The sequence below is a fragment of the Pseudomonas migulae genome (assembly GCF_043225285.1).
GTDB lineage: Bacteria > Pseudomonadota > Gammaproteobacteria > Pseudomonadales > Pseudomonadaceae > Aquipseudomonas > Aquipseudomonas migulae_C.
This window is the reverse complement of sequence record NZ_CP171224.1, coordinates 3,657,748-3,680,207: the sequence shown is the minus strand read 5'-3', so window position 1 is coordinate 3,680,207 and position 22,460 is coordinate 3,657,748. Positions and strand designations below refer to the sequence as shown.

18 protein-coding genes are annotated in these 22,460 nt (G+C 60.7%); 12 read left to right on the top strand and 6 right to left on the bottom strand.

Annotated elements, in window-relative coordinates; genetic code table 11:
- Positions 1–9 precede the first annotated feature (9 nt).
- The 4 genes from ACF6ZU_RS16850 to ACF6ZU_RS16835 are packed head-to-tail and all read left to right on the top strand — an operon-like array spanning position 10 to position 3,901.
- Positions 10–1,020: an ABC transporter permease subunit gene (locus tag ACF6ZU_RS16850; RefSeq protein WP_392885267.1), complete on the top strand. Its 1,011-nt coding sequence runs from the start codon at positions 10–12 to the stop codon at positions 1,018–1,020.
- Between the two features lie 10 nt (positions 1,021–1,030).
- Complete coding sequence (locus ACF6ZU_RS16845; protein WP_392885266.1) at positions 1,031–1,942, top strand: ABC transporter permease subunit; 912 nt, start codon at positions 1,031–1,033, stop codon at positions 1,940–1,942.
- Between the two features lie 10 nt (positions 1,943–1,952).
- Positions 1,953–2,921 carry an ABC transporter ATP-binding protein gene (locus ACF6ZU_RS16840; protein WP_392885265.1) on the top strand — a complete coding sequence of 323 codons (969 nt, stop codon included), beginning with the start codon at positions 1,953–1,955 and terminating at the stop codon, positions 2,919–2,921.
- On the top strand, positions 2,921–3,901 hold the full coding sequence (locus ACF6ZU_RS16835; RefSeq protein ID WP_392885264.1) for a peptide ABC transporter ATP-binding protein: 981 nt from the start codon (positions 2,921–2,923) through the stop codon (positions 3,899–3,901). Before ACF6ZU_RS16840 ends, ACF6ZU_RS16835 begins: the two co-directional genes overlap by 1 nt.
- Before the next feature lie 181 nt (positions 3,902–4,082).
- On the opposite strand, the gene ACF6ZU_RS16830 is transcribed toward ACF6ZU_RS16835, so the two are convergent.
- Both ACF6ZU_RS16830 and ACF6ZU_RS16825 read right to left on the bottom strand, forming a co-directional pair.
- Complete coding sequence (locus tag ACF6ZU_RS16830) at positions 4,083–4,337, bottom strand: hypothetical protein (protein ID WP_392885263.1); 255 nt, start codon at positions 4,335–4,337, stop codon at positions 4,083–4,085.
- Between the two features lie 339 nt (positions 4,338–4,676).
- Positions 4,677–6,260: a peptide chain release factor 3 gene (locus ACF6ZU_RS16825; RefSeq protein ID WP_008024413.1), complete on the bottom strand. Its 1,584-nt coding sequence runs from the start codon at positions 6,258–6,260 to the stop codon at positions 4,677–4,679.
- Between the two features lie 591 nt (positions 6,261–6,851).
- Here ACF6ZU_RS16825 and ACF6ZU_RS16820 point away from each other — a divergent pair.
- The 5 genes from ACF6ZU_RS16820 (at position 6,852) to ACF6ZU_RS16800 (ending at position 12,109) form a co-directional block, all read left to right on the top strand.
- Entirely contained in the window at positions 6,852–7,568 is a 717-nt protein-coding gene (locus tag ACF6ZU_RS16820; RefSeq protein WP_392885262.1) for an ABC transporter permease, read from the top strand.
- 20 nt (positions 7,569–7,588) lie between these two features.
- Positions 7,589–8,482 carry a glycine betaine ABC transporter substrate-binding protein gene (locus ACF6ZU_RS16815; protein ID WP_392885261.1) on the top strand — a complete coding sequence of 298 codons (894 nt, stop codon included), beginning with the start codon at positions 7,589–7,591 and terminating at the stop codon, positions 8,480–8,482.
- A 12-nt stretch (positions 8,483–8,494) separates the two neighbouring features.
- Complete coding sequence (locus ACF6ZU_RS16810) at positions 8,495–9,148, top strand: ABC transporter permease (RefSeq protein ID WP_392885260.1); 654 nt, start codon at positions 8,495–8,497, stop codon at positions 9,146–9,148.
- Positions 9,145–10,299, top strand: a complete 1,155-nt coding sequence (locus ACF6ZU_RS16805) for a betaine/proline/choline family ABC transporter ATP-binding protein (RefSeq protein WP_392885259.1) — start codon at positions 9,145–9,147, stop codon at positions 10,297–10,299. The genes ACF6ZU_RS16810 and ACF6ZU_RS16805 overlap by 4 nt, the downstream gene beginning before the upstream one ends.
- Before the next feature lie 646 nt (positions 10,300–10,945).
- Positions 10,946–12,109, top strand: a complete 1,164-nt coding sequence (locus tag ACF6ZU_RS16800) for a type III PLP-dependent enzyme (protein WP_008024420.1) — start codon at positions 10,946–10,948, stop codon at positions 12,107–12,109.
- Positions 12,110–12,276: 167 nt separating this feature from the next.
- Here ACF6ZU_RS16800 and ACF6ZU_RS16795 read toward each other — a convergent pair whose 3' ends face one another.
- Together ACF6ZU_RS16795 and ACF6ZU_RS16790 are read right to left on the bottom strand one after the other, a co-directional pair.
- Positions 12,277–13,044 (bottom strand): tetratricopeptide repeat protein, encoded by a 768-nt coding sequence (locus tag ACF6ZU_RS16795; RefSeq protein WP_392885258.1) that lies wholly within the window; start codon positions 13,042–13,044, stop codon positions 12,277–12,279.
- Positions 13,041–13,721 (bottom strand): Fe2+-dependent dioxygenase, encoded by a 681-nt coding sequence (locus ACF6ZU_RS16790; protein WP_392885257.1) that lies wholly within the window; start codon positions 13,719–13,721, stop codon positions 13,041–13,043. Before ACF6ZU_RS16790 ends, ACF6ZU_RS16795 begins: the two co-directional genes overlap by 4 nt.
- A 205-nt stretch (positions 13,722–13,926) precedes the next feature.
- Between ACF6ZU_RS16790 and ACF6ZU_RS16785 the strand changes: the two genes are divergently transcribed.
- Together ACF6ZU_RS16785 and ACF6ZU_RS16780 are read left to right on the top strand one after the other, a co-directional pair.
- On the top strand, positions 13,927–16,242 hold the full coding sequence (locus tag ACF6ZU_RS16785; RefSeq protein ID WP_392885256.1) for a TonB-dependent receptor: 2,316 nt from the start codon (positions 13,927–13,929) through the stop codon (positions 16,240–16,242).
- A 237-nt stretch (positions 16,243–16,479) separates the two neighbouring features.
- A complete protein-coding gene (locus tag ACF6ZU_RS16780; RefSeq protein ID WP_392885255.1) occupies positions 16,480–19,005 on the top strand; it encodes a PepSY domain-containing protein in 2,526 nt (841 codons plus the stop codon).
- Positions 19,006–19,153: 148 nt separating this feature from the next.
- On the opposite strand, the gene ACF6ZU_RS16775 is transcribed toward ACF6ZU_RS16780, so the two are convergent.
- Positions 19,154–19,363, bottom strand: a complete 210-nt coding sequence (locus ACF6ZU_RS16775; RefSeq protein ID WP_392885254.1) for a hypothetical protein — start codon at positions 19,361–19,363, stop codon at positions 19,154–19,156.
- Positions 19,364–20,273: 910 nt separating this feature from the next.
- Between ACF6ZU_RS16775 and ACF6ZU_RS16770 the strand changes: the two genes are divergently transcribed.
- Positions 20,274–20,573 (top strand): hypothetical protein, encoded by a 300-nt coding sequence (locus tag ACF6ZU_RS16770; protein WP_392885253.1) that lies wholly within the window; start codon positions 20,274–20,276, stop codon positions 20,571–20,573.
- 142 nt (positions 20,574–20,715) lie between these two features.
- Here ACF6ZU_RS16770 and ACF6ZU_RS16765 read toward each other — a convergent pair whose 3' ends face one another.
- Positions 20,716–22,455, bottom strand: coding sequence for a PTS fructose-like transporter subunit IIB (locus tag ACF6ZU_RS16765; protein ID WP_392885252.1), 1,740 nt, complete (start codon positions 22,453–22,455; stop codon positions 20,716–20,718).
- Positions 22,456–22,460: the final 5 nt, after the last annotated feature.

Here is a 22,460-nt window from a genome sequence, read left to right as displayed (position 1 = left end):
CACCACACGATGTTTAGTTTTATTGCCCGCCGATTGGGGTTATTGATCCCCACGTTCTTCGGCATCACCTTGCTGACTTTCGCGTTGATTCGCATGATTCCTGGCGACCCCGTGGAAGTAATGATGGGCGAACGACGAGTCGACCCCGAAATGCATGCTCAGGCAATGGAACGCCTAGGTCTCAACAAACCGCTGTATGCCCAATACGTGGATTACATTGGCAAACTGGCCCACGGCGATCTCGGCGAATCCCTGCGTACGCGGGAAAGCGTCTGGAGCGAATTCACTTCTCTGTTCCCCGCGACCCTGGAACTGTCCATGGCCGCCCTATTGTTCGCCGGTATCCTGGGCCTCCTGGCCGGGGTGATCGCGGCACTCAAGCGAGGATCCCTGTTCGACCATGGGGTGATGGGCATCTCCCTGGCGGGATATTCGATGCCGATCTTCTGGTGGGGCCTGATCCTGATCATGTTCTTCTCGGTGTCCCTGGGCTGGACTCCGGTGTCCGGGCGGATCGACCTGCTCTATGACATCGAGCCGCGCACCGGCTTCATGCTGATCGACACGCTGCTGGCCGATGACGTCGGCGCGTTCCTCGATGCCCTGCATCACCTGATCCTGCCGGCCATCGTGCTCGGCACCATCCCGCTGGCGGTGATCGCGCGGATGACCCGTTCTTCGATGCTCGAAGTGCTGCGTGAAGACTACATCCGTACCGCCCGCGCCAAAGGCCTGTCGCCGTCCCGCGTGGTGTTCGTGCACGGCCTGCGCAACGCGCTGATCCCGGTACTGACCGTGGTCGGCCTGCAAGTCGGCACGTTGCTGGCCGGTGCGGTCCTGACCGAAACCATCTTCTCCTGGCCCGGTATCGGCAAATGGCTGATCGAAGCCATTGGCGCGCGGGACTATCCCGTGGTGCAAAACGGCATCCTGTTAATCGCCTGCCTGGTGATTCTGGTGAACTTCATCGTGGACATCCTCTACGGCTTCGCCAACCCACGCATCCGTCACCAGCGCTGAGATCATGACCATGACCACTCCAATTCCAACGGCAGCAGTCGATCAAAGCTTGCTGTACCCGTCCCCGTACAAAGAATTCTGGCAAGCGTTCTCCAAGAACAAGGGCGCCGTCGCCGGCCTGATGTTCATGTTGCTGGTGATTTTCTGCGCGATCTTCGCGCCGTGGGTTGCCCCGCATAATCCGAGCGAGCAATACCGTGACTTCCTGCTGACCCCGCCAGCCTGGCTGGAAGGTGGGCAGATCCAGTTCCTGCTCGGCACCGATGAACTGGGTCGCGACCTGCTGTCGCGCCTGATCCAGGGTTCGCGCCTGTCGTTGCTGATCGGCTTGTCGTCGGTGGTGATGTCGCTGATCCCGGGCATCCTGCTCGGTCTGTTCGCCGGCTTCTTCCCGCGCATCCTTGGCCCGACCATCATGCGTCTGATGGACATCATGCTGGCCCTGCCGTCGCTGCTGCTGGCCGTGGCGATCGTCGCCATCCTCGGCCCTGGCCTGATCAACACCGTGATCGCCATCGCCGTGGTGTCCCTGCCGTCCTATGTTCGTCTGACCCGCGCCGCGGTGATGGGCGAGCTGAACCGCGACTACGTGACTGCCGCGCGCCTGGCCGGTGCAACGCTGCCGCGCCTGATGTTCATCACCGTGCTGCCCAACTGCATGGCGCCGCTGATCGTTCAGGCCACCCTGAGTTTCTCCTCGGCGATTCTCGATGCCGCAGCCCTTGGCTTCCTCGGCCTTGGCGTTCAACCGCCAACCCCTGAGTGGGGCACCATGCTGGCCTCGGCCCGCGACTACATCGAACGCGCCTGGTGGGTAGTCAGTCTGCCTGGTTTGACCATTTTGCTCAGCGTGCTGGCAATCAACTTGATGGGCGACGGCCTGCGCGATGCGCTGGACCCGAAACTCAAGAACGCCGCCTGAGGAGATTCAAATGTCACTGTTAGAAATCAAGAATCTCAACGTTCGCTTCGGCGACAAGAACGCCGTTCCGGTGGTCGACGGGCTCGACATTTCCGTGGACAAGGGCGAAGTCCTGGCCATCGTTGGCGAGTCGGGTTCCGGTAAATCCGTGACCATGATGGCGCTGATGGGCCTGATCGAGCATCCGGGGATCGTCACCGCCGACGCCCTGAATTTCGACGGCAAGGACATGCTCAAGCTCAGCAACCGTCAGCGTCGGCAGATCGTCGGCAAAGACCTGGCCATGGTCTTCCAGGACCCGATGACCGCGCTGAACCCGAGCTACACCGTCGGTTTCCAGATCGAAGAAGTGCTGCGCCTGCACCTGAAAATGTCCGGCAAGCAAGCGCGCAAGCGGGCCATCGAACTGCTGGAAAAAGTTGAAATCCCGGGCGCGGCCAGCCGTATGGACGCCTACCCGCATCAACTCTCCGGCGGCATGAGCCAGCGTGTTGCGATCGCCATGGCGATTGCCGGCGAGCCAAAACTGCTGATCGCCGACGAACCGACCACCGCCCTCGACGTGACGATTCAGGCACAGATCATGGACCTGCTGCTGGCATTGCAGAAAGAGCAGAACATGGGCCTGGTGCTGATCACCCACGACCTCGCGGTCGTGGCCGAAACCGCCCAGCGCGTGTGCGTGATGTACGCCGGCCAGGCGGTCGAAGTCGGTCACGTTCCACAGCTGTTCGACATTCCGGCGCACCCGTACAGCGAAGCGCTGCTCAAGGCGATTCCTGAACACAGCCTCGGCGCCTCACGCCTGTCGACGCTGCCGGGCATCGTTCCCGGTCGTTATGACCGTCCGCAAGGCTGCCTGCTGTCGCCGCGCTGCCCGTATGTGCAAGACAGCTGCCGCGCGCAGCGTCCGGCCCTTGACCCGAAAAGCAACAGCCTCGCCCGCTGCTTCTACCCGCTGAACCAGGAGGTGGCGTAATGGCCGTCGTACTTACCGCCCGCGACCTCACCCGTCACTACGAAGTGTCCCGCGGCCTGTTCAAGGGCCATGCGACCGTACGCGCCCTGAACGGCGTGTCGTTCGAACTGGAAGCCGGCAAGACCCTCGCGGTCGTGGGCGAATCCGGTTGCGGCAAATCCACCCTGGCCCGCGCCCTGACGCTGATTGAAGAACCGTCTTCCGGTTCGTTGAAAATCGCCGGCCAGGAAGTCGCCGGTGCCGACAAGGCCCAGCGCAAGCAACTGCGCAAAGACGTGCAGATGGTGTTCCAGAGCCCGTACGCCTCGCTGAACCCTCGGCAGAAAGTCGGTGATCAGCTCGCCGAACCACTGCTGATCAACACCAGCCTGAGCGCCTCGGAACGTCGCGAGAAAGTGCAGGCGATGATGAAGCAGGTGGGCTTGCGTCCCGAGCATTATCAGCGCTATCCGCACATGTTCTCCGGCGGTCAGCGCCAGCGGATCGCCCTGGCTCGCGCGATGATGCTGCAACCGAAAGTGCTGGTCGCGGACGAACCGACCTCGGCGCTGGACGTGTCGATCCAGGCGCAGGTACTGAACCTGTTCATGGACCTGCAGCAAGAGTTCAACACCGCCTACGTGTTCATCTCGCACAACCTCGCGGTGGTGCAACACGTTGCCGATGACGTGATGGTGATGTACCTCGGTCGCCCGGTGGAAATGGGCCCGAAGAACGACATCTACGAGCGTCCGCTGCACCCGTACACCCAGGCGCTGCTGTCGGCGACCCCGACCATTCACCCGGACCCGAACAAGCCGAAAATCAAGATCGTCGGCGAGTTGCCCAACCCGTTGAACCCGCCGCCTGGCTGTGCTTTCCACAAGCGCTGCCCGTACGCGACCGAGCGTTGCAGCACGGAAGAGCCGGCCCTGCGCCTGCTCGACAGCCGCCAGGTGGCTTGCCACTACGCCGAGCAGTTCCTCGACGGCGCGGCATAAAGGCGCCCTGAAAAACCTGTAGGAGCGAGCCTGCTCGCGATGGAGTGTCAGCCAACACGGCTGTTACTGATACTCCATCGCGAGCAGGCTCGCTCCTACACGGATCTGCGAGTTGTTCAAGAACCTCTTCGGCTTCGATTGCGCGTCAATCGGATCGAAGGGGTTTTATTTTGTCTGCCGTTTACGTCGACGAAGTGTCGTCATCTTCATCGCTGTCCGGCTCATCAGTGGTCGAGTCATCATCGCCCGCACTGCCGCCCTGGCCTTGATCACCGGGCTCGGACTCGGACTTGGCGACCATCATGCCGGTGTGCGTCACCTGCCCGCTCGACGCGTGCTCACCATGCTCGGGGCACTCCGCCCACGCCGCCGACATGCCCACCGACAGCATCACCAAAACCTTCAGCAACAACACAACACGTTGAAAAATGCTCATAGCCGATTCCATCCTTCGCGGGTAATCCGTGGGAGCCTGACGGCCCTCATTGAAATTTAGTTCCGATTGGCCGGGTTCACCTGAATAGGACCCTAACGAAGGACGGGAAATGCCGCGAACGGGGAGATTGCTTTGGAATAAACACTATTTCGAATCGTCATCGCTCACTGTAGGAGCGAGCTTGCTCGCGATGTTTTCAGATGCGCCGCGTTTATCCAGAATGCACGCGTCATCGTTAACGTCCATCGCCAGCAAGCTGGCTCCTACAGGGGATTTGTGTCGGGCATTAAAAAACCCCGGCGCTTTCGCGACCGGGGTCTTGGTGTTGCAACTCAGCGCTTAGTGATGCTCGCGCGTCGCACGGAATTTCACGTCCGGCCAGCGCTCTTCCATCAGCGCCAGGTTGACGCGGGTCGGGGCCAGGTAGGTCAGGTGACCGCCGCCGTCGACCGCGAGGTTTTCCACGGCCTTGACCCGGAACTCCTCGAACTTCTTCTTATCGTCGCAATCGATCCAGCGCGCGGAGTACACGGTGATCGGCTCGTAGGAGCACTCGACCTTGTATTCCTCTTTCAAGCGGCTGGCGACCACATCGAACTGCAGCACACCGACAGCGCCGAGGATGATGTCGTTGCTGCGCTCGGGGAAGAACACCTGGGTCGCGCCCTCTTCCGCCAATTGCTGCAAGCCCTGACGCAGCTGCTTGGATTTCAGCGGATCGCGCAGGCGCACGCGACGGAACAGTTCCGGGGCGAAGTGCGGGATGCCGGTGAAGCCCAGGACTTCGCCTTCGGTGAAGGTGTCGCCGATCTGGATCGTGCCGTGGTTGTGCAGACCGATGATGTCGCCGGCGAACGCTTCTTCCAGTTGCTCACGCTCGGAGGAGAAGAACGTCAGGGCGTCGCCGATGCGCACGTCCTTGCCGGTGCGCACGTGGCGCATCTTCATGCCCTTCTCGTACTTGCCGGAGCAGATACGCATGAAGGCGATACGGTCGCGGTGTTTCGGGTCCATGTTCGCCTGGATCTTGAACACGAAGCCGCTGAATTTCTCTTCGACCGGTTCCACGGTGCGCTCGTTGGCAACCCGGGCCAGTGGTTTCGGCGCCCAGTTGACCACGGCGTCGAGCACGTGATCGACACCGAAGTTGCCCAGTGCGGTACCGAAGAACACCGGGGTCAGTTGGCCGTCGAGGAACTCCTGCTGGTTGAATTCGTGGCAGGCGCCTTGCACCAGTTCCAGTTGGTCAACGAAGCGATCGTACTCGTCGCCCAAGTGCGCGCGGGCTTCATCGGAGTCGAGTTTCTCGATGATTTTCACATCGGTGCGCTCGTGGCCGTGACCGGCGGTGTACACGATGATGTAGTCGTCGGCGAGGTGGTAAACGCCTTTGAAGTCGCGGTAGCAACCGATCGGCCAGGTGATCGGCGCAGCCTTGATCTTCAGGACCGCTTCGATTTCGTCGAGCAATTCGATCGGGTCGCGGATGTCACGGTCGAGTTTGTTGATGAAGCTGACAATCGGCGTGTCACGCAGACGGCAAACGTCCATCAGCGCGATGGTCCGTGGCTCTACGCCCTTACCGCCGTCGAGGACCATCAAGGCCGAGTCCACTGCCGTCAGGGTGCGGTAGGTATCTTCGGAGAAGTCTTCGTGGCCCGGGGTGTCGAGCAGGTTGATCATGTGATCGCGATACGGGAACTGCATGACCGACGTGGTAATCGAGATACCCCGCTGCTTTTCCATTTCCATCCAGTCGGAGGTGGCATGGCGGTCGGACTTGCGAGACTTCACCGTGCCGGCCACCGCAATCGCCTTGCCCATCAGCAGGAGCTTCTCGGTGATGGTGGTTTTACCGGCATCGGGGTGGGAAATAATGGCGAAAGTGCGGCGTTTCGCGACTTCGGCGGCCTGTTTGGTCATGGGAAATCGCCTGGCGGTGATTCAAAAAAGGGCGGCGAGTATAGCGCAAAGCGACCGCCGCGGACCACCGCCCGCCCGGACACACGGACTTTTGTAGGAGCCGGCTTGCCGGCGATGGAGGCTGACGCCTTGCGGCGATCTCTCGGCCCTCATCGCCGGCAAACGGAACGCCGCCCGGCCGCTCCTACAGGGTTGCGTTATGGCATCGAACGGGGGTGTGCTCGGTCATCAAGGGTGGCTATCTGCTGCTAATTATGGAACCTTTTAAAAGGTGCAGACGTCCACTCCCCTGTTACGGCACTCGTCCCAGGGGCTGAAAAATCAGCAAGTTAGCCTGACGAGGCTGCGCTTATGGCTCGAAAGCCGTACGCATTTCCCCTGTAGGAGCGAGCTTGCTCGCGATGAACGTCAACGATAACGCTGGCTGTCTGAATCAACGCGTTGTCTGGACATTTTTCGCGAGCGGGCTCGCTCCTACAGGGAGACGCGCTCGGCATGAGCTGCTTCTCGCGAACGTTGATTGCCCGGCAGCCAGGAATGGCCTTGCCACTCGGGACTGCGTTCGCCGACAAAGAAAAAAGGAGTCCGCCTGTGGCTATTCGCTATGGCAAAGGGCTGATAGGAGGTGCGGTTGTCGTCGCCCTTCTGGCCCTGCTGGTCCACTGGATCGGCATCAACACGATCGAACAGTACCGCGACGATTTGTTGTTTTACCTGCAAGCTCATTTGATTCTCGTCCTTGTCTCCATGCTGGCCGCCCTCGTCGTGGGCATACCCGCCGGTATCTTCCTCAGCCGTCCGGGCATGGTCGGCCGTGCTGAACGCTTCATGCAGATCTTCAACATCGGCAACACCGTGCCGCCACTCGCCGTACTGGCCATCGCCCTGGGGATTCTGGGCATCGGCAGCGGTCCGGCGATCTTCGCCCTGTTCCTCGCCTCGCTGTTGCCGATCGTGCGCAACACCTATGAAGGCCTGAAAAACGTCCAGGGGCCCCTCAAGGAAGCAGCCGTCGGCATCGGCATGACACCGGCGCAAGTGCTGTGGCGGGTCGAACTGCCGAACGCGGTGCCGATCATCATCGGTGGCGTGCGCGTCGCCCTGGCGATCAACGTCGGTACCGCACCGCTGGCGTTCCTGATCGGCGCCAACAGCCTGGGCAGCCTGATATTCCCCGGCATCGCCCTGAACAATCAGCCGCAATTGCTGCTCGGCGCGGCGTGCACCGCCCTGCTGGCGTTGCTGCTCGACGGTCTGGTGACACTCGCCAGCCGCCTCTGGCTCGAACGCGGTTTGCGCCCGTCTTAAGCCTCGGCAAAGGAAATCTCATGAAAAGAACATGCTTATTCTTAGGCTGCGCCCTGCTGTTCGCAGGATGGGCCCAAGCCGCTGAAAAACCGGTGATCCGCATCGGCGCCCGGGTGTTCACCGAACAGACCCTGCTCGCGGAAATCACCTCCCAGTACCTGCGCACCAAGGGTTACGACACCCAGGTGACCGGTGGCCTGGGCAGCAACCTCGCTCGCAGCGCCCACGAAAGTGGCCAACTGGACCTGATGTGGGAATACACCGGCGTGTCGCTGGTGGCTTATAACCATGTCACCGAAAAACTCAACAGCGCCCAGTCCTACGCCAAGGTGAAAGAACTCGACGCGAAAAAAGGCCTGGTCTGGCTGACTCCGTCGAAATTCAGCAACACCTACGCCCTGGCCCTGCCGGAAAAAACCGCGAAGGCCTACCCGCAGATCAACACCATCAGCGAGCTGAACACAGTGCTGCAGGCTGAGCAGAAGGACACTCACCTGGTGGCGCTTGACACCGAGTTCGCCAACCGTTCCGACGGTCTGGACGGCATGGTCGACCTTTACGGCATGAACCTGACCCGCAAGAACATCCGCCAGATGGACGCGGGCCTGGTCTACACCGCCCTGCGTAATGGCCAGGTGTTCGCCGGCCTGGTCTACACCACCGACGGTCGCCTGAACGCCTTCAAGCTGAAACTGCTCGAAGACGACAAGCACTACTTCCCGGACTACACCGCCGCGCCGGTGGTGCGTCAGGTTTACCTCGATGCCCACCCGAAACTCGCGGAAGAGATCAAACCGCTGGCCGAGCTGTTCGATGACGAAACCATGCGCGCGTTGAACGCAAGGGTCGATGTCGATCACGAAAGCCCTTCCGCCGTTGCCGCCGATTTCCTGCGCCAACACCCGCTGAACTAACGAGGAAAAGCCATGGAATTTCTCAACGCCTTTTCCCATCTCGACTGGCAGCAGGTCATTCACCTGACCTGGCAACACATCACCCTGGTCGGCATCGCCGTGACCCTGGCGATCGTGGCCGGCGTACCGCTGGGCGTGCTGATGACGCGTTTCCCGACGCTCGCCGGTCCGCTGCAAGCCAGCGCCACGGTGCTGCTGACCGTGCCGTCGATTGCACTGTTCGGCCTGCTGCTGCCGTTCTACTCGAAATTCGGCCAGGGCCTCGGTCCGATGCCGGCGATCACGGCGGTGTTCCTTTATTCACTGCTGCCGATCATGCGCAACACCTACCTCGCCCTGACCGGCGTCGAACCGGGCATCCGCGAAGCCGCGCGCGGCATCGGCATGACCTTCGGCCAGCGCCTGCGCATGGTCGAGTTGCCCATCGCGGTACCGGTGATCCTCGCCGGTGTCCGCACCGCCGTGGTCATGAACATCGGAGTCATGACCATCGCCGCGACCATCGGCGCCGGTGGCCTCGGTGTACTCATTCTCGCTTCCATCAGCCGCAGCGACATGTCGATGCTGATCGTCGGCGCCGTGCTGGTCAGTCTCCTGGCCATCTTCGCCGACCTGCTTCTGCAATGGCTGCAACGCACGCTGACTCCAAAAGGACTCCTGAAATGATCGAACTTCAAAACCTCAGCAAGACCTTCCAAAGCAACGGCAAAGACGTGAAAGCCGTGGACTCGGTCAGCCTGACCGTCAACGAAGGCGAAATCTGCGTGTTCCTCGGGCCATCGGGCTGCGGCAAAAGCACCACGCTGAAAATGATCAACCGCCTGATCAAGCCGACCTCGGGCAAGATCCTGATCAACGGCGAAGACACCACCGACCTCGACGAAGTGACCCTGCGCCGCAACATCGGCTACGTGATCCAGCAGATCGGCCTGTTCCCGAACATGACCATCGAGGAAAACATCACCATCGTTCCGCGCCTGCTCGGCTGGGACAAACAGAAATGCCACGACCGCGCCCGCGAGTTGATGAGCATGATCAAGCTGGAACCCAAGCAGTACCTGAATCGTTATCCCCGGGAATTGTCCGGTGGTCAGCAGCAACGGATCGGCGTGATTCGCGCACTGGCGGCGGATGCACCGCTGTTGCTGATGGACGAACCGTTCGGCGCGGTCGACCCGATCAATCGCGAGATGATCCAGAACGAATTCTTCGAGATGCAGCGCGCGCTGAACAAGACCGTGATCATGGTCAGCCACGACATCGACGAAGCGATCAAGCTTGGCGACAAGATCGCGATCTTCCGCGCCGGCAAACTGTTGCAGATCGATCACCCGGACACCCTGCTGGCGCACCCGGCGGATGACTTCGTCAGCAACTTCGTCGGCCAGGACAGCACCCTCAAGCGTCTGTTGCTGGTGAAGGCCGAAGACGCGGCGGACAACGCACCGTCCGTCAGCCCGGAAACCCCGGTCACCGAGGCGCTGGAATTGATGGATGAGCATGACCGCCGTTATGTCGTGGTCACGGACGGTGAGAACAAGGCGCTCGGTTATGTACGACGTCGCGACCTGCACCGTCAGACCGGCGCGTGCGCGCAGTACCTGCGGGAGTTCAACGCCACCGCGGCGTACGACGAACATCTGCGCATCCTGCTGTCGCGGATGTACGAGTTCAACCGTTCGTGGCTGCCGGTGATGGATGCGGAGCGGGTGTTCCTGGGTGAAGTCACGCAGGAATCGATTGCCGAGTACTTGAGCTCCGGTAAGTCCCGTGGCGGCAAGACCAGCATTGTTTCGCCAGCCGAGGCTGTCGCCTGACACCTATATAGCCGGGTAAAAACGCAAAACCTGTAGGAGCGAGCCTGCTCGCGATAGCGCATTGTCAGCCAACGACAAAGTTGAAGCTGAAATAGCCATCGCGAGCAGGCTCACTCCTACAAAAACCAGCAGCCTGGTGGCCGGAAAAAAATATCAACACCTGCCTCGGCAAGCGGCCTCCAAAAAGGTCCGCCGAAACAGTCAAAATTGCCCTCAGCGGACCTTTTCGCGGCTATCGTCGCCGATGTTGACGCCAACGCAGTTTTCTTTGAGTTGGCCGGCATAAGCGTCGAACGTGCAGGTATTTTTAACACTACAGAATTCTTCGGGAACATCGGCCTGTCATCTGTGTCGAGTACAAAGTGAACAGGTCGCAACGTGCGTCAGACAAGTGCAAAAACGCGACATTTTTTGTTGATCTCGAGCCCCTCACGCCCTAAAGTTCGCGCCGAACGTCCATGCTGGAAACGATCCATCCGGCTCAAGTACTGACGACGAGACAGCAAGGCCAAGGGAAAGCTGCACATCCCATGGCCTTTTTGCTTTCGGCGACATGCCTTGGGAAGTAGGCGAACCAAAGTGGGGATACGGAGGACGTTCATTTGCACCCATTGATAATTTCAGTTTGCCAGTAGGAGTTCCCAGCATGTCGATCAATGTCGAAGACTATTTTGCGCGCGATACCTTTCAGAAAATGAAGGCGTTCGCCGACAAACAAGAAACCCCGTTCGTGGTGATCGACACCGCGATGATCAGCCAGGCCTATGACGACCTGCGCGCCGGTTTCGAATTCGCCAAGGTCTACTACGCGGTCAAGGCCAACCCGGCCGTCGAAATCATCGACCTGCTCAAAGAGAAAGGCTCGAACTTCGACATCGCCTCGATCTACGAGCTGGACAAAGTGATGAACCAGGGCGTCGGCCCGGATCGCATCAGCTACGGCAACACCATCAAGAAATCCAAGGACATCCGCTACTTCTACGAGAAGGGCGTGCGTCTGTATGCCACCGACTCCGAAGCCGACCTGCGCAACATCGCCAAGGCTGCACCGGGCTCGAAAGTCTATGTGCGTATCCTGACCGAAGGCTCGACCACTGCCGACTGGCCTTTGTCGCGCAAATTCGGCTGCCAGACCGACATGGCCATGGACCTGCTGATCCTCGCCCGCGACCTGGGCCTGGTGCCTTACGGCATCTCGTTCCACGTCGGCTCGCAACAGCGTGACATCAGTGTCTGGGACGCGGCGATCGCCAAGGTCAAAGTGATCTTCGAGCGCCTGAAAGAAGAAGACGGCATCCACCTGAAGCTGATCAACATGGGCGGCGGCTTCCCGGCCAACTACATCACCCGCACCAACAGCCTGGAAACCTACGCTGAAGAAATCATCCGTTTCCTCAAGGAAGACTTCGGTGACGACCTGCCGGAAATCATCCTGGAGCCGGGCCGTTCGCTGATCGCCAACGCCGGCATCCTGGTCAGCGAAGTGGTGTTGGTTGCGCGTAAATCCCGTACCGCCGTCGAGCGTTGGGTGTACACGGATGTGGGCAAGTTCTCCGGCCTGATCGAAACCATGGACGAAGCCATCAAGTTCCCGATCTGGACCGAGAAGAAAGGCGAAGTGGAAGAAGTGGTCATCGCCGGCCCGACCTGCGACAGCGCCGACATCATGTACGAGAACTACAAGTACGGCTTGCCGCTGAACCTGGCGATTGGTGATCGTTTGTACTGGTTGTCGACCGGTGCCTACACCACCAGCTACAGCGCCGTTGAATTCAATGGCTTCCCGCCGCTGAAATCGTTCTACGTGTAAGCGCTGCACGCAGAATCAAAAAAGCCCATGACGCGTCATGGGCTTTTTTACATCCAAAAAACACCGATCCCTTGTAGGAGCCAGCTTGCTGGCGATGGTCGTCAACGATGACGCGGGGCGCCTGGATTAACGCGGCGCTCTCTGGTCCATCGCCAGCAAGCTGGCTCCTACAGAGGGGCGAGTGCTTGTTCGAGTTCGGCGTATCGATTGGCATACTCGGGGGCCAAGGCTCGAATCTGCGGATCGGTAGCGTTCAGTAGCGCCTTGCTCGCTACTCGCAGGAAATTCAGGTTGCCGCCGGCCAGTGCCTTGCGCAGCCAGTCCAGCGCGTCCTCTGTTTTTCCGTCACCGGCAAGGACAGCGGCATAACTGAACTGCCCGCGGAAATCCCCGCCCACCGCAGACCGTCGATACCAGTCGCGAGCGGCAGCCGTATCCTCCGGACAGGCCCTGCCTTCTTCCAGATAACGCCCGAGCAGATTCATCGACTTCGCGTGGCCCATTTCAGCCGCTCGACGGTAAAGGTGCAGTGCTTGAATTTGATCTTCGATCACACCCCGCCCGGTTGCCAGCAGGTTGGCGTAGTTGTACATCGCCCAGTCCAGGCCGGCGTCTGCCGCGATCCGGTAATGCTGCGCAGCGACCGAAGCATTGGCAGCACAACCCCAGCCATGCTCATGGCAACGACCGAGCATGTTGCGCGCCATCAGGTGGCCGCGGCGTGCCGCGATCTCGAACCAGCGCAGCGCCAGTGCCTGATCCAGTTCGATACCCTGCCCGTCCAGCAGGATCTGTCCGAGCAGGGCCTGGGCATCAAGAACACCTTCGCGAGCAGCCAGCAGAATCGCCTGAGCGGCACGGGCGGGGCTTTCGTCGAGCATGGCCTTGAGTTGATCACCGTCGAGCACTTCCTCGCGGCGTAATTGAAAACTCATACCTCGACCCAGCGGCGCAGCAGGTTGTGATAAGTGCCGGTCAGGCGGATCAGCGACGGATGATCCGGCATGTCCTGGGTCAGTTGCTGGATCGCCCCGTCCATCTCGAACAGCAAGGCTCGCTGGCTGTCCTCGCGGACCAGGCTTTGAGTCCAGAAGAATGAGGCGAACCGGGTGCCGCGGGTGACGGCATTGACCTTGTGCAGGCTGGTGCCGGGGTACAGGACCATGTCGCCGGCGGGCAACTTCACGCGCTGGGTGCCGAAGGTGTCCTGGATTTCCAGTTCGCCACCGTCGTAGTCCTCCGGTTCACTGAAGAACAGAGTCGCCGACAAATCCGTGCGCACACGTTCGATGCTGCCTTTTGGCTGGCGCACGGCGTTGTCGATATGAAAATCGAAACTGCCGCCCGCCGTGTAACAGTTCAGTAACGGAGGAAAGACCTTGTGCGGTAACGCCGCCGACATGAACAGCGGATTTTTCCACAAACGCTCAAGCATCGCCGCGCCGACCTCCTTGGCCAGCGGATGACCTTCCGGTAGTTGCAGGTTGTGTTTGGCCTTGGCCGACTGGTAGCCGGCGGTGATTTTGCCGTCGGCCCAATCTGCCTGTTCCAGAGCCTCGCGGATGCGCTGCACTTCTTCTTTAGCGAACAAGCCGGGAATGTGCAGCAGCATGACGAACACCTGAAGGCAAAGGGGTGGCAATGGTATTGATTCTTATTGGCACTGTAAAACCCCCAAGACGAACCAAACAGCAAAAACCGTAAGGATAAATTGTAAAGATTGTAAATTCAGTGCGAATAGTAACGTTTCGCAATTGATACATAGACGCGTCTACCCTATATTCCGCGACCTCAAATCCTTGGGGAGGGGAATTCACATGTCACGCCAACAACCACAATTACCTGTCAGTTCACCGCGTTTGCTCGCTTCTGCGATTGGCGTGGCCATCACCGCCGGCTCTGCGGGCCACATGGTGTTCGCCGCCGAGAAGACTGAAGACAAAGCGCCGAACGGGGCGATTTCCCTCGATGCCACGGCCATCACCGGTGAAGCCCAGGACCAGACGAGCTACAACGTCGAAAAAGCCTCCTCGCCCAAGTACACCGCGCCGCTGGTCGACACGCCACGCTCGGTGACCGTGATCCCGCAACAAGTTCTCAAGGACACCGGCGCCCTGAACATGCAGGACGCGCTGCGCACCGTTCCGGGCATTACCTTCGGCGCCGGTGAAGGCGGCAACCCGCAGGGTGACCGTCCATTCATTCGTGGTTTCGATGCCCAGGGCGACACCTACCTCGATGGCGTGCGCGACACCGGTTCGCAGAGCCGCGAGATCTTCGCCGTTGAATCGATCGAAGTCAGCAAAGGCCCGAACTCCGCCATCGGCGGGCGTGGCGCTGCCGGCGGCACCATCAACCTGGTGAGCAAAAAGGCGCACCTGGGCAACTCGTTCGACGGTGGTTTCACCTGGGGTTCCGACCAGACCCAGCGCTACACCCTGGACGGCAACTACCAGTTCAGCGACACCGCCGCTGGCCGTTTGAATTTGATGAGCCACGAGAGCAACGTCGCCGGCCGTGACAGCGTCGACTACGATCGCTGGGGCATTGCACCGTCCCTGGCCTTCGGCCTGGGCACCGACACCCGCGTGAATCTCGATTACTACCATCTGGAAAGTAACGACACGCCGGATTCGGGCATTCCGTATTCGCTGTCTTCGCCTCGCACAAAAGCCAATCCCGACAAGCCAAACGACGGTGGCGACAGCAGCAATTTCTATGGCCTGAACGACCGCGATTTCCGCAAGACGCGCGTCGATACGGCGACCTTCGCCATCGAGCACGACCTGAGCGACGCGCTGACCGTCAAGAACACCCTGCGCCACGGCACTAGCATGCAGGACTACATCCTGACCCAGCCGGACGACAGCAAAGGCAACGTCAACAATGGCAGCGTCTGGCGTCGGGCCAACACCCGCGTCAGCAACACCGAAACCACCACCAACCAGACCGACCTGTTTGGTGATGTGTACATCGCCGGGTTCAAGAACAGCTTCTCCACCGGCATCGAACTGAGCCGTGAAGAAAGTCAGAAGTCTTCGTACAACGTCAACGTCGATAGCACACCACTGTCCCCGGGCAATTCAAGCACCACCTGTTCACCGGCAAACATCGGCTTGCCGAGCGGTTACAACTGCACCTCGCTGTCGAACCCGAACCCCAACGATCCTTGGAACGGCGCGATCTCCCGCAACTACGCCGGCACAGACACCAAGGCCAACACCTACGCGCTGTATGTGTTCGACACCCTGGAATTGTCCGAGCAGTGGCTGGTGAACATGGGCCTGCGCTACGACCATTTCGATACCGAATACAAGTCCTACACCGCAGCCGGCGCGACCACCTTCAAAGGCGACGACACCAGTGAGTTCGTCACCGGTCAGTTCGGCGTGGTCTACAAACCGGCGGAAAACGGCAGCATCTACGCGTCTTACGCCACCTCCGCGACGCCACCGGGCGCCACCCTCGGCGAAGGCCAGGACGGTAACCCGTTGAGCGGCACGCCAGATCGCAGCGGCAACTTGTTGAGCAGCGACATGGAGCCGGAAACCACCAAGAACTACGAAATCGGCACCAAATGGGATCTGCTTAACGATCGCCTGTCCCTGACTGCCGATATCTTCCGCACCGAGAAAGAAAACGCCCGCGTACAGTCCAACACCACGACCTACGAAAACGTCGGCAAAACGCGCGTTCAAGGTTTCGAACTGTCGGCCTCCGGTAAAATCACCGAGAAATGGCAAGTCTTCGCCGGTTACGCCTACATGGACAGCGAACAAGTCGACGGTGGTGATCTGCCCGCCAACAAGGCCAACAACGGCAACCAACTGCCCAACACCCCGAAAAACAGCGCCAGCCTGTGGACCACTTACCAGGTCACGCCGAAGCTGACCATCGGTGGCGGTGCATTCTACGTGGACGATGTGTTCGGCAGTGCGGCCAACACCACCATGGTTGATTCCTACGTTCGTTACGACGCGATGGCGGCCTACAAGCTGACCAAGAACGTCGACCTGCAGCTGAACGTGCAGAACCTGACCGACGAAACCTACTACGACAAAGCGTTCTCGACCCACTTCGCCAACCAGGCGGCCGGTCGTACCGCGTTGCTGAGCACCAACTTCCACTTCTGATAGAGGTGTGAAACTCGACTCCTGTGGGAGCGAGCCTGCTCGCGATTAGGGTTTCAGCCGCACTGTATCGCTTGCGGCTGACATCGCCTTCGCGAGCAGGCTCGCTCCCACAAGGGCGGTGCAGGCCCCGTTCATCTCCATGAACGGGGCTTTTGTGCGTAAAAAAGAATGCTTCTCGACAACCCACGGCATAATGCGCGCCGTGATGACAAATTTCGAACGAACAAGGCGAGTGACGTGTTGAAGAAAACCCTGTTCCAGTTGCACTGGTTTTTCGGTATCAGTGCCGGGCTGGTCCTGGCCCTGATGGGCATCACCGGGGCGACGGTGTCGTTTGAGGATGAAATCCTGCGCGCACTGAACCCGTCGGTGTTGCAGGTCGAGAAGCAGGTCGCCGGCGTGCTTCCGCCCGCCGAACTGGTGGAAAAAATCGAAGGTGCGTCAGGCAAGAAGGTCGCGATGATCTGGGTCGAGACCGACAGCGGCAACGCCGCGCGGGTGAGCTTCACCCCGCCACCGGGCGAGCGTCGCGGCGAGATGCGCTACTTCGATCCGTACACCGCCGAGTTCATGGGCGACGCCACCGGCCAGGATTTCTTCGACCTGATGCTGAAGCTGCACCGCTTCCTCGCCATGGGCGAAACCGGTCGGCAGATCACCGGCGCCTGCACGCTGATCCTGGTGTTCTTCTGCCTGTCCGGCCTTTATCTGCGCTGGCCGCGCCAGTGGAAAAGCTGGCGCGCCTGGCTGACCCTCGACTGGAAGAAAAAGGGCCGCAGCTTCAACTGGGATTTGCACTCCGTAGCCGGCACCTGGTGCCTGGTGTTTTACCTCCTGGCCGCGTTGACCGGTTTGTCCTGGTCCTACGAGTGGTACAACAAGGGCCTGACCCAACTGCTTTCCGATGCGCCGCAAAACGAGCGCGTCCGCAATCGTGGCCCGGCGCCGGATGGCCCGGCACCGACCGCCGATTACGCCGCGATGTGGAGCAGCATCTACAGCGCGGCCGGCCCTGCGCTCAGCGCCTACAACATTCGTATGCCGCCCGTGGCTGGTCAACCGGCGACCGTGTTTTACCTGTTGAATACCTCGCCACACGATCGCGCGCTGAACCAGGTCACCCTCGATCCGGCCACCGGCATCGTCAAGCGCCATGACCGCTACAGAGACAAGAGCTTCAAGGCGCAGTTGCTGACGAGTCTCTACGCGCTGCACGTCGGCAGTTATTTCGGGATTGTCGGCCGCATCATCCTGACCCTCAGCGCCCTGACCATGCCGCTGTTTTTCGTCACGGGCTGGTTGCTGTACCTCGACCGTCGCCGCAAGAAAAAGCAGATCAAGGATGCGCGCAAAGGGCTTGCGCAACCGGGCAGTGACGCTCCGGCGTGGCTGATCGGTTTCGCCAGCCAGAGCGGGTTTGCCGAGCAACTGGCCTGGCAGACCGCCGGACAATTGCAGGCGGCCGGGCTGCCGGTGAAGGTTCAGCCGTTGGCCAGTGTCAGCGAACAGGACTTGCGTGATTCGAGCAACGCGCTGTTCGTGGTCAGTACCTTCGGCGACGGCGAAGCGCCGGACAGCGCCCGCGGTTTCGAACGCAAAGTGCTGGGCCGGGCGTTGAGCCTGGAGAGCCTGAATTACGCGGTACTCGGTCTCGGCGATCGTCAGTATCAGCACTTCTGCGGTTTCGCCCGTCGCTTGCATAGCTGGTTGGGCGAGCACGGTGGCAAGACCCTGTTCGCCCCGGTGGAAGTCGACAGCGGCGATCCGTACGCCTTGCGCCACTGGCAACAGCAACTTGGCCTGCTGACCGGACAGGCGCCCGTGGATGCGTGGCAAGCGCCGAGCTACGACAACTGGACACTCACCCGTCGCGAGCTGATGAACCCGGACAGCAGTGGTTCGCCGGTGTACCTGCTGGGCCTGAACGCGCCGACCACCAGCAGCTGGCTGGCCGGCGACCTGGTGGAAGTCTTGCCGCGCAATTGCCCGTGGGCGATCGAGCATTTCCTCGATGGCCTGGGCATTGACGGTCGCGCTTCGGTGAGCCACGACGGGCTTGCGCAATCGCTGGAACAAGCGCTCGCCAGTCGACAATTGCCCGAGAACCGCGCTCATCTGGTGGGCTTGCATGCGCAAGCGCTGGTGGACGCGCTGGTGCCATTGGCCATGCGCGAATACTCCATCGCTTCGATTGCTGCCGACGGCGTGCTGGAATTGATCGTGCGCCAAGAGATGCATCCCGATGGCAGCCTGGGCATCGGTTCCGGTTGGTTGACCGAACATGCGCCGGTGGGCAGCACCATCAGTTTGCGGGTGCGGCGTAATAGCGGTTTCCACTTGCCGGTGGAGCCTGTGCCGATGATTCTTCTGGGCAACGGTACCGGGCTGGCCGGGTTGCGCAGTTTGCTCAAGGCGCGGATTGCCGATGGGCAGACGCGTCACTGGCTGTTGTTTGGCGAGCGTAATCGTGAGCAGGACTTCCTGTGTCGTGCCGAGCTGGAAGAGTGGCTGATTTCAGGTGATATCGAGCGACTGGACCTGGCGTTTTCTCGGGACCAGGTGGAAAAGATTTACGTACAGGATCGGCTGCGGGAGTCGGCGGATTTGCTGAAGCAGTGGCTGGCTGAGGGGGCCGTCATTTACATCTGCGGGAGTTTGCAGGGGATGGCTTCGGGGGTGGATCACGTGCTCAATGAAGTGCTCGGGATTTCTGAGGTTGATCGGTTGATTGAGCAGGGGCGTTATCGGCGGGATGTTTACTGACGATTTTTTGGGGCTGGGTGTATATCCGTTGCTGCGGTAACGGCGGCTAACGATTTCGCCCTTACGGCGAGTCACTTTGGAAAAGCCCCAAAGTAACCAAAGGGCTCTTGCCCCACCACTCGGCACCTCGCTTGGGCTCGGTGTGCCCTCACTCCGGCATTGCTCCGCGGGTCGCCGCGATGGGCCATCCCTGGCCCAGCGCGGCTAAACCGGCATCCTTGCCGGTTTCCCCGCTGCGCAATGCCTGCGTTCGGCCAGCGTGGTTTAACGGGGCGCCTGCGATCAAAATCAAAATCGAGGCGGCCTCCGGGCCGACCTGGGTTTCAAGCCGGCGCGCTTCGCGCATTTGATCACGCACCGCAATTCCCTGTAGGAGCCAGCTTGCTGGCGATGGTCGTCAACGATAACGCGGGGTATCTGGATAAACGCGTTGCCTGGGTGTTTTTCGCCAGCAAGCTGGCTCCTACAGAGGATTGTTGTTGGGCATGGCACCGGTGTCGCGTCCCACCTTCCAAACATGTGCACATTCCCCCTGTAGGAGCCGGCTTGCTGGCGATAGCGTCCGTCCAGCCAATAAATATGTGCCTGACCCACCGCTATCGCCAGCAAGCCGGCTCCTACAGAAAAATCGCGTACGACAAATGAAACAGGTCGGCCACCAGGCCGCCTCGCAGGCTTTTGATCTGGCTTTGGTTTTTGATTTTCTTGCCACCTCGAGAGGCCGAGCGCAGGTTCTGCGCAGTGGGCAACCCGGCATGGATGCCGGGTTAGCCGCCCCCGGCCATGGATGGCCGATGGCGGCGGGCCCACGGAGCAGGACCGGAGCGAGGGAATGCCGAGCCTTAGCGAGGCACCGAACGAAAGGGGCAAGAGCCCTTGGTTACTTGGGGCTTTTCCAAGTGACTCGCCGTAAGGGCGAAACCATTAGCAGTCGTTACCGCAGAAACGGATATGTACACCAACCCCATCACCGCGAGCCGCACAACTTTTCAAGACGTTTCCTACAACGTATCTTGTTGCCGCGTTTCGGTATCGACTCCATAGTTCGGACTCGCGAAAAACATCGCGAACGACCTTGGCCGGTCGGTCACCCGAAACGCATCAGCGTCATCGTTCAGGCATTTCCACGTCTGAACATCGTGTTATGGCGGCTGTGCGCGGGACACCTTCGGGTGTGCCGGATTGATGGGTGCCGGTCGGCCAACCCGCACACAGCTGCCACCTTTTTCGCTTGGCCGCGAAGGGTGGCAACGCTTGGAGTTGATCCCATGTCCCAAGTCATGCCGCGTTACCTCCCCATCGACACCTACGACGCCGAAACACCGGTGCTCTTCGTCAACACCCACAAAGAACTCAGCGAACTCACCGCCTGCGCCCTGCACCGCTTCACCGTGGTTCGCGATCTTGCCGACACATTCTCCAGCGTGAATCTGAAGAACACATCCGGCCGTGACCTGATGTGCATCACCCGTGCGGTGCATCTGCTGATGCGTGAAGGCTGTGCCGTGATGGATGTGGTTCAAGCACGAGCATTGCAGCGGGAGCATGAGTACAAAACTCCGATTTAGCAGCATGGCGACTGACGCAATCGCGAGCAGGCTCGCTCCCACAAGATCTGTGTCGTTCACACCTTTTGTGATCACCACAACCTTGTAGGAGCCGGCTTGCCGGCGATGGCGATCTCAAAACCGCCATCACCAAAAAGGCCGATTATGCGCTGACCGGCTCCACCGCCAACTCAACCACCTCAGGCCGCTTGACCACCGCATACACCACCGCCGTCAACAAACTCCCGGCCACAATCGCCAGCAAATACAGCAACGCATGGTTGATCGCATTCGGGATCGCCAAAACAAACAAACCACCGTGCGGCGCCATCAGCTTGCAGCCAAAATACATCGACATCGCACCGGTCAGCGCGCCACCGGCGATGCTCGCCGGGATCACCCGCAACGGGTCCTTGGCGGCAAACGGAATCGCGCCTTCGGAGATGAAGCACAACCCCAGCACCAACGCCGCTTTCCCGGCCTCGCGTTCGGTCTGGGCGAACTTGCGCCGGGCAATGAACGTGGCGATGCCCAGGCCAATCGGCGGCACCATCCCCGCCGCCATGGTCGCGGCCATCGGCGCATAACTCTGGGACGCCAGCAGCCCCACCGAGAACGCATACGCCGCTTTGTTGATCGGCCCGCCGAGGTCGACGCACATCATGCTGCCCAGCAACACACCGAGCAGAATTGCGTTGGTGGTGCCCATGCTGTCGAGGAAGTGCGTCAGCCCGGTGAGCATCCCGGCCACCGGTTTGCCAACCACGTAAATCATCACCAGACCGGTGAACAGGCTCGCCAGCAGCGGGATGATCAGGATCGGTTTCAGCGCTTCGAGGCTCTGCGGCAAACGCGCGTAGCGATTGATCGCCTGGGCCGCGTAGCCGGCGATGAAACCGGCAATGATCCCGCCGATGAAACCGGCGCCCAGGGTGCTCGCCAGCAAGCCGCCGATCATCCCCGGCGCGAGGCCCGGGCGGTCGGCGATCGAGTAGGCGATATAGCCCGCCAGCAGCGGCACCATCAGCTTGAAGGCGGTCTCGCCGCCGATCTGCATCAGCGCGGCGGCCAGCGTGCCCTCCTCCTTGAACGCAGTGATGCCGAAGACGAACGACAGCGCGATCATCAGACCGCCCGCCACAACCATCGGCAGCATGAACGACACGCCGGTCAGCAGGTGTTTGTAGACCCCGGTCTTCTCTTGCTTGGCCGGAGTTTTCGCGCCCGTCGCCGCGCTTTCCTGCTTGCCTTCGGCCAGTGCTTTTTTAAGGGTCGCTTCGGCTTGCTTCAACGCAATGCCGGTGCCGCACCGGTAGATTTTCTTGCCGGCAAAGCGCTCGGTGGCGACTTCGATATCGCAGGCCAGCAACACCACGTCGGCATCGGCAATGGCGGAGGCACTCAACGGGTTGCGCGCGCCGACCGAACCTTGGGTTTCGATCTGCAGCTCATAACCCAAGCGCTTGGCCGCCTGCTGCAAGGCTTCGGCGGCCATGAAGGTATGGGCAACACCCGTCGGGCACGCCGTGATCGCGACCAGGCGCGGGGCATTTTCAGCCACGGCGACAGGCTCGACAGCGGCTTGGGATGCGACATAAACCTGCGCCTCTTCAGCGCCACGCCGCAGCACTGCTTCGACATCTTGCAGGGCCTGCGCCGGGGTGCTCTGGAACACGCGTTTGCCGACAAACCGCGACATCTCCACCGGCGCGCTGGTCACCAGCAACACCCACTCGGCAGCCTCGATCGTGGCCGCGGACAACTGGCGTTCCGGGTGCGCCGCATCCACCACTTCGACGCTGGTGCTCCAGCCCTGGCGCTGCGCCGCCGCATCGAGCAAGCGGGCGCACAGGACACTGGTGACCATGCCGTTCGGACAGGCCGTAACGATGGCTAATTTCATGACAA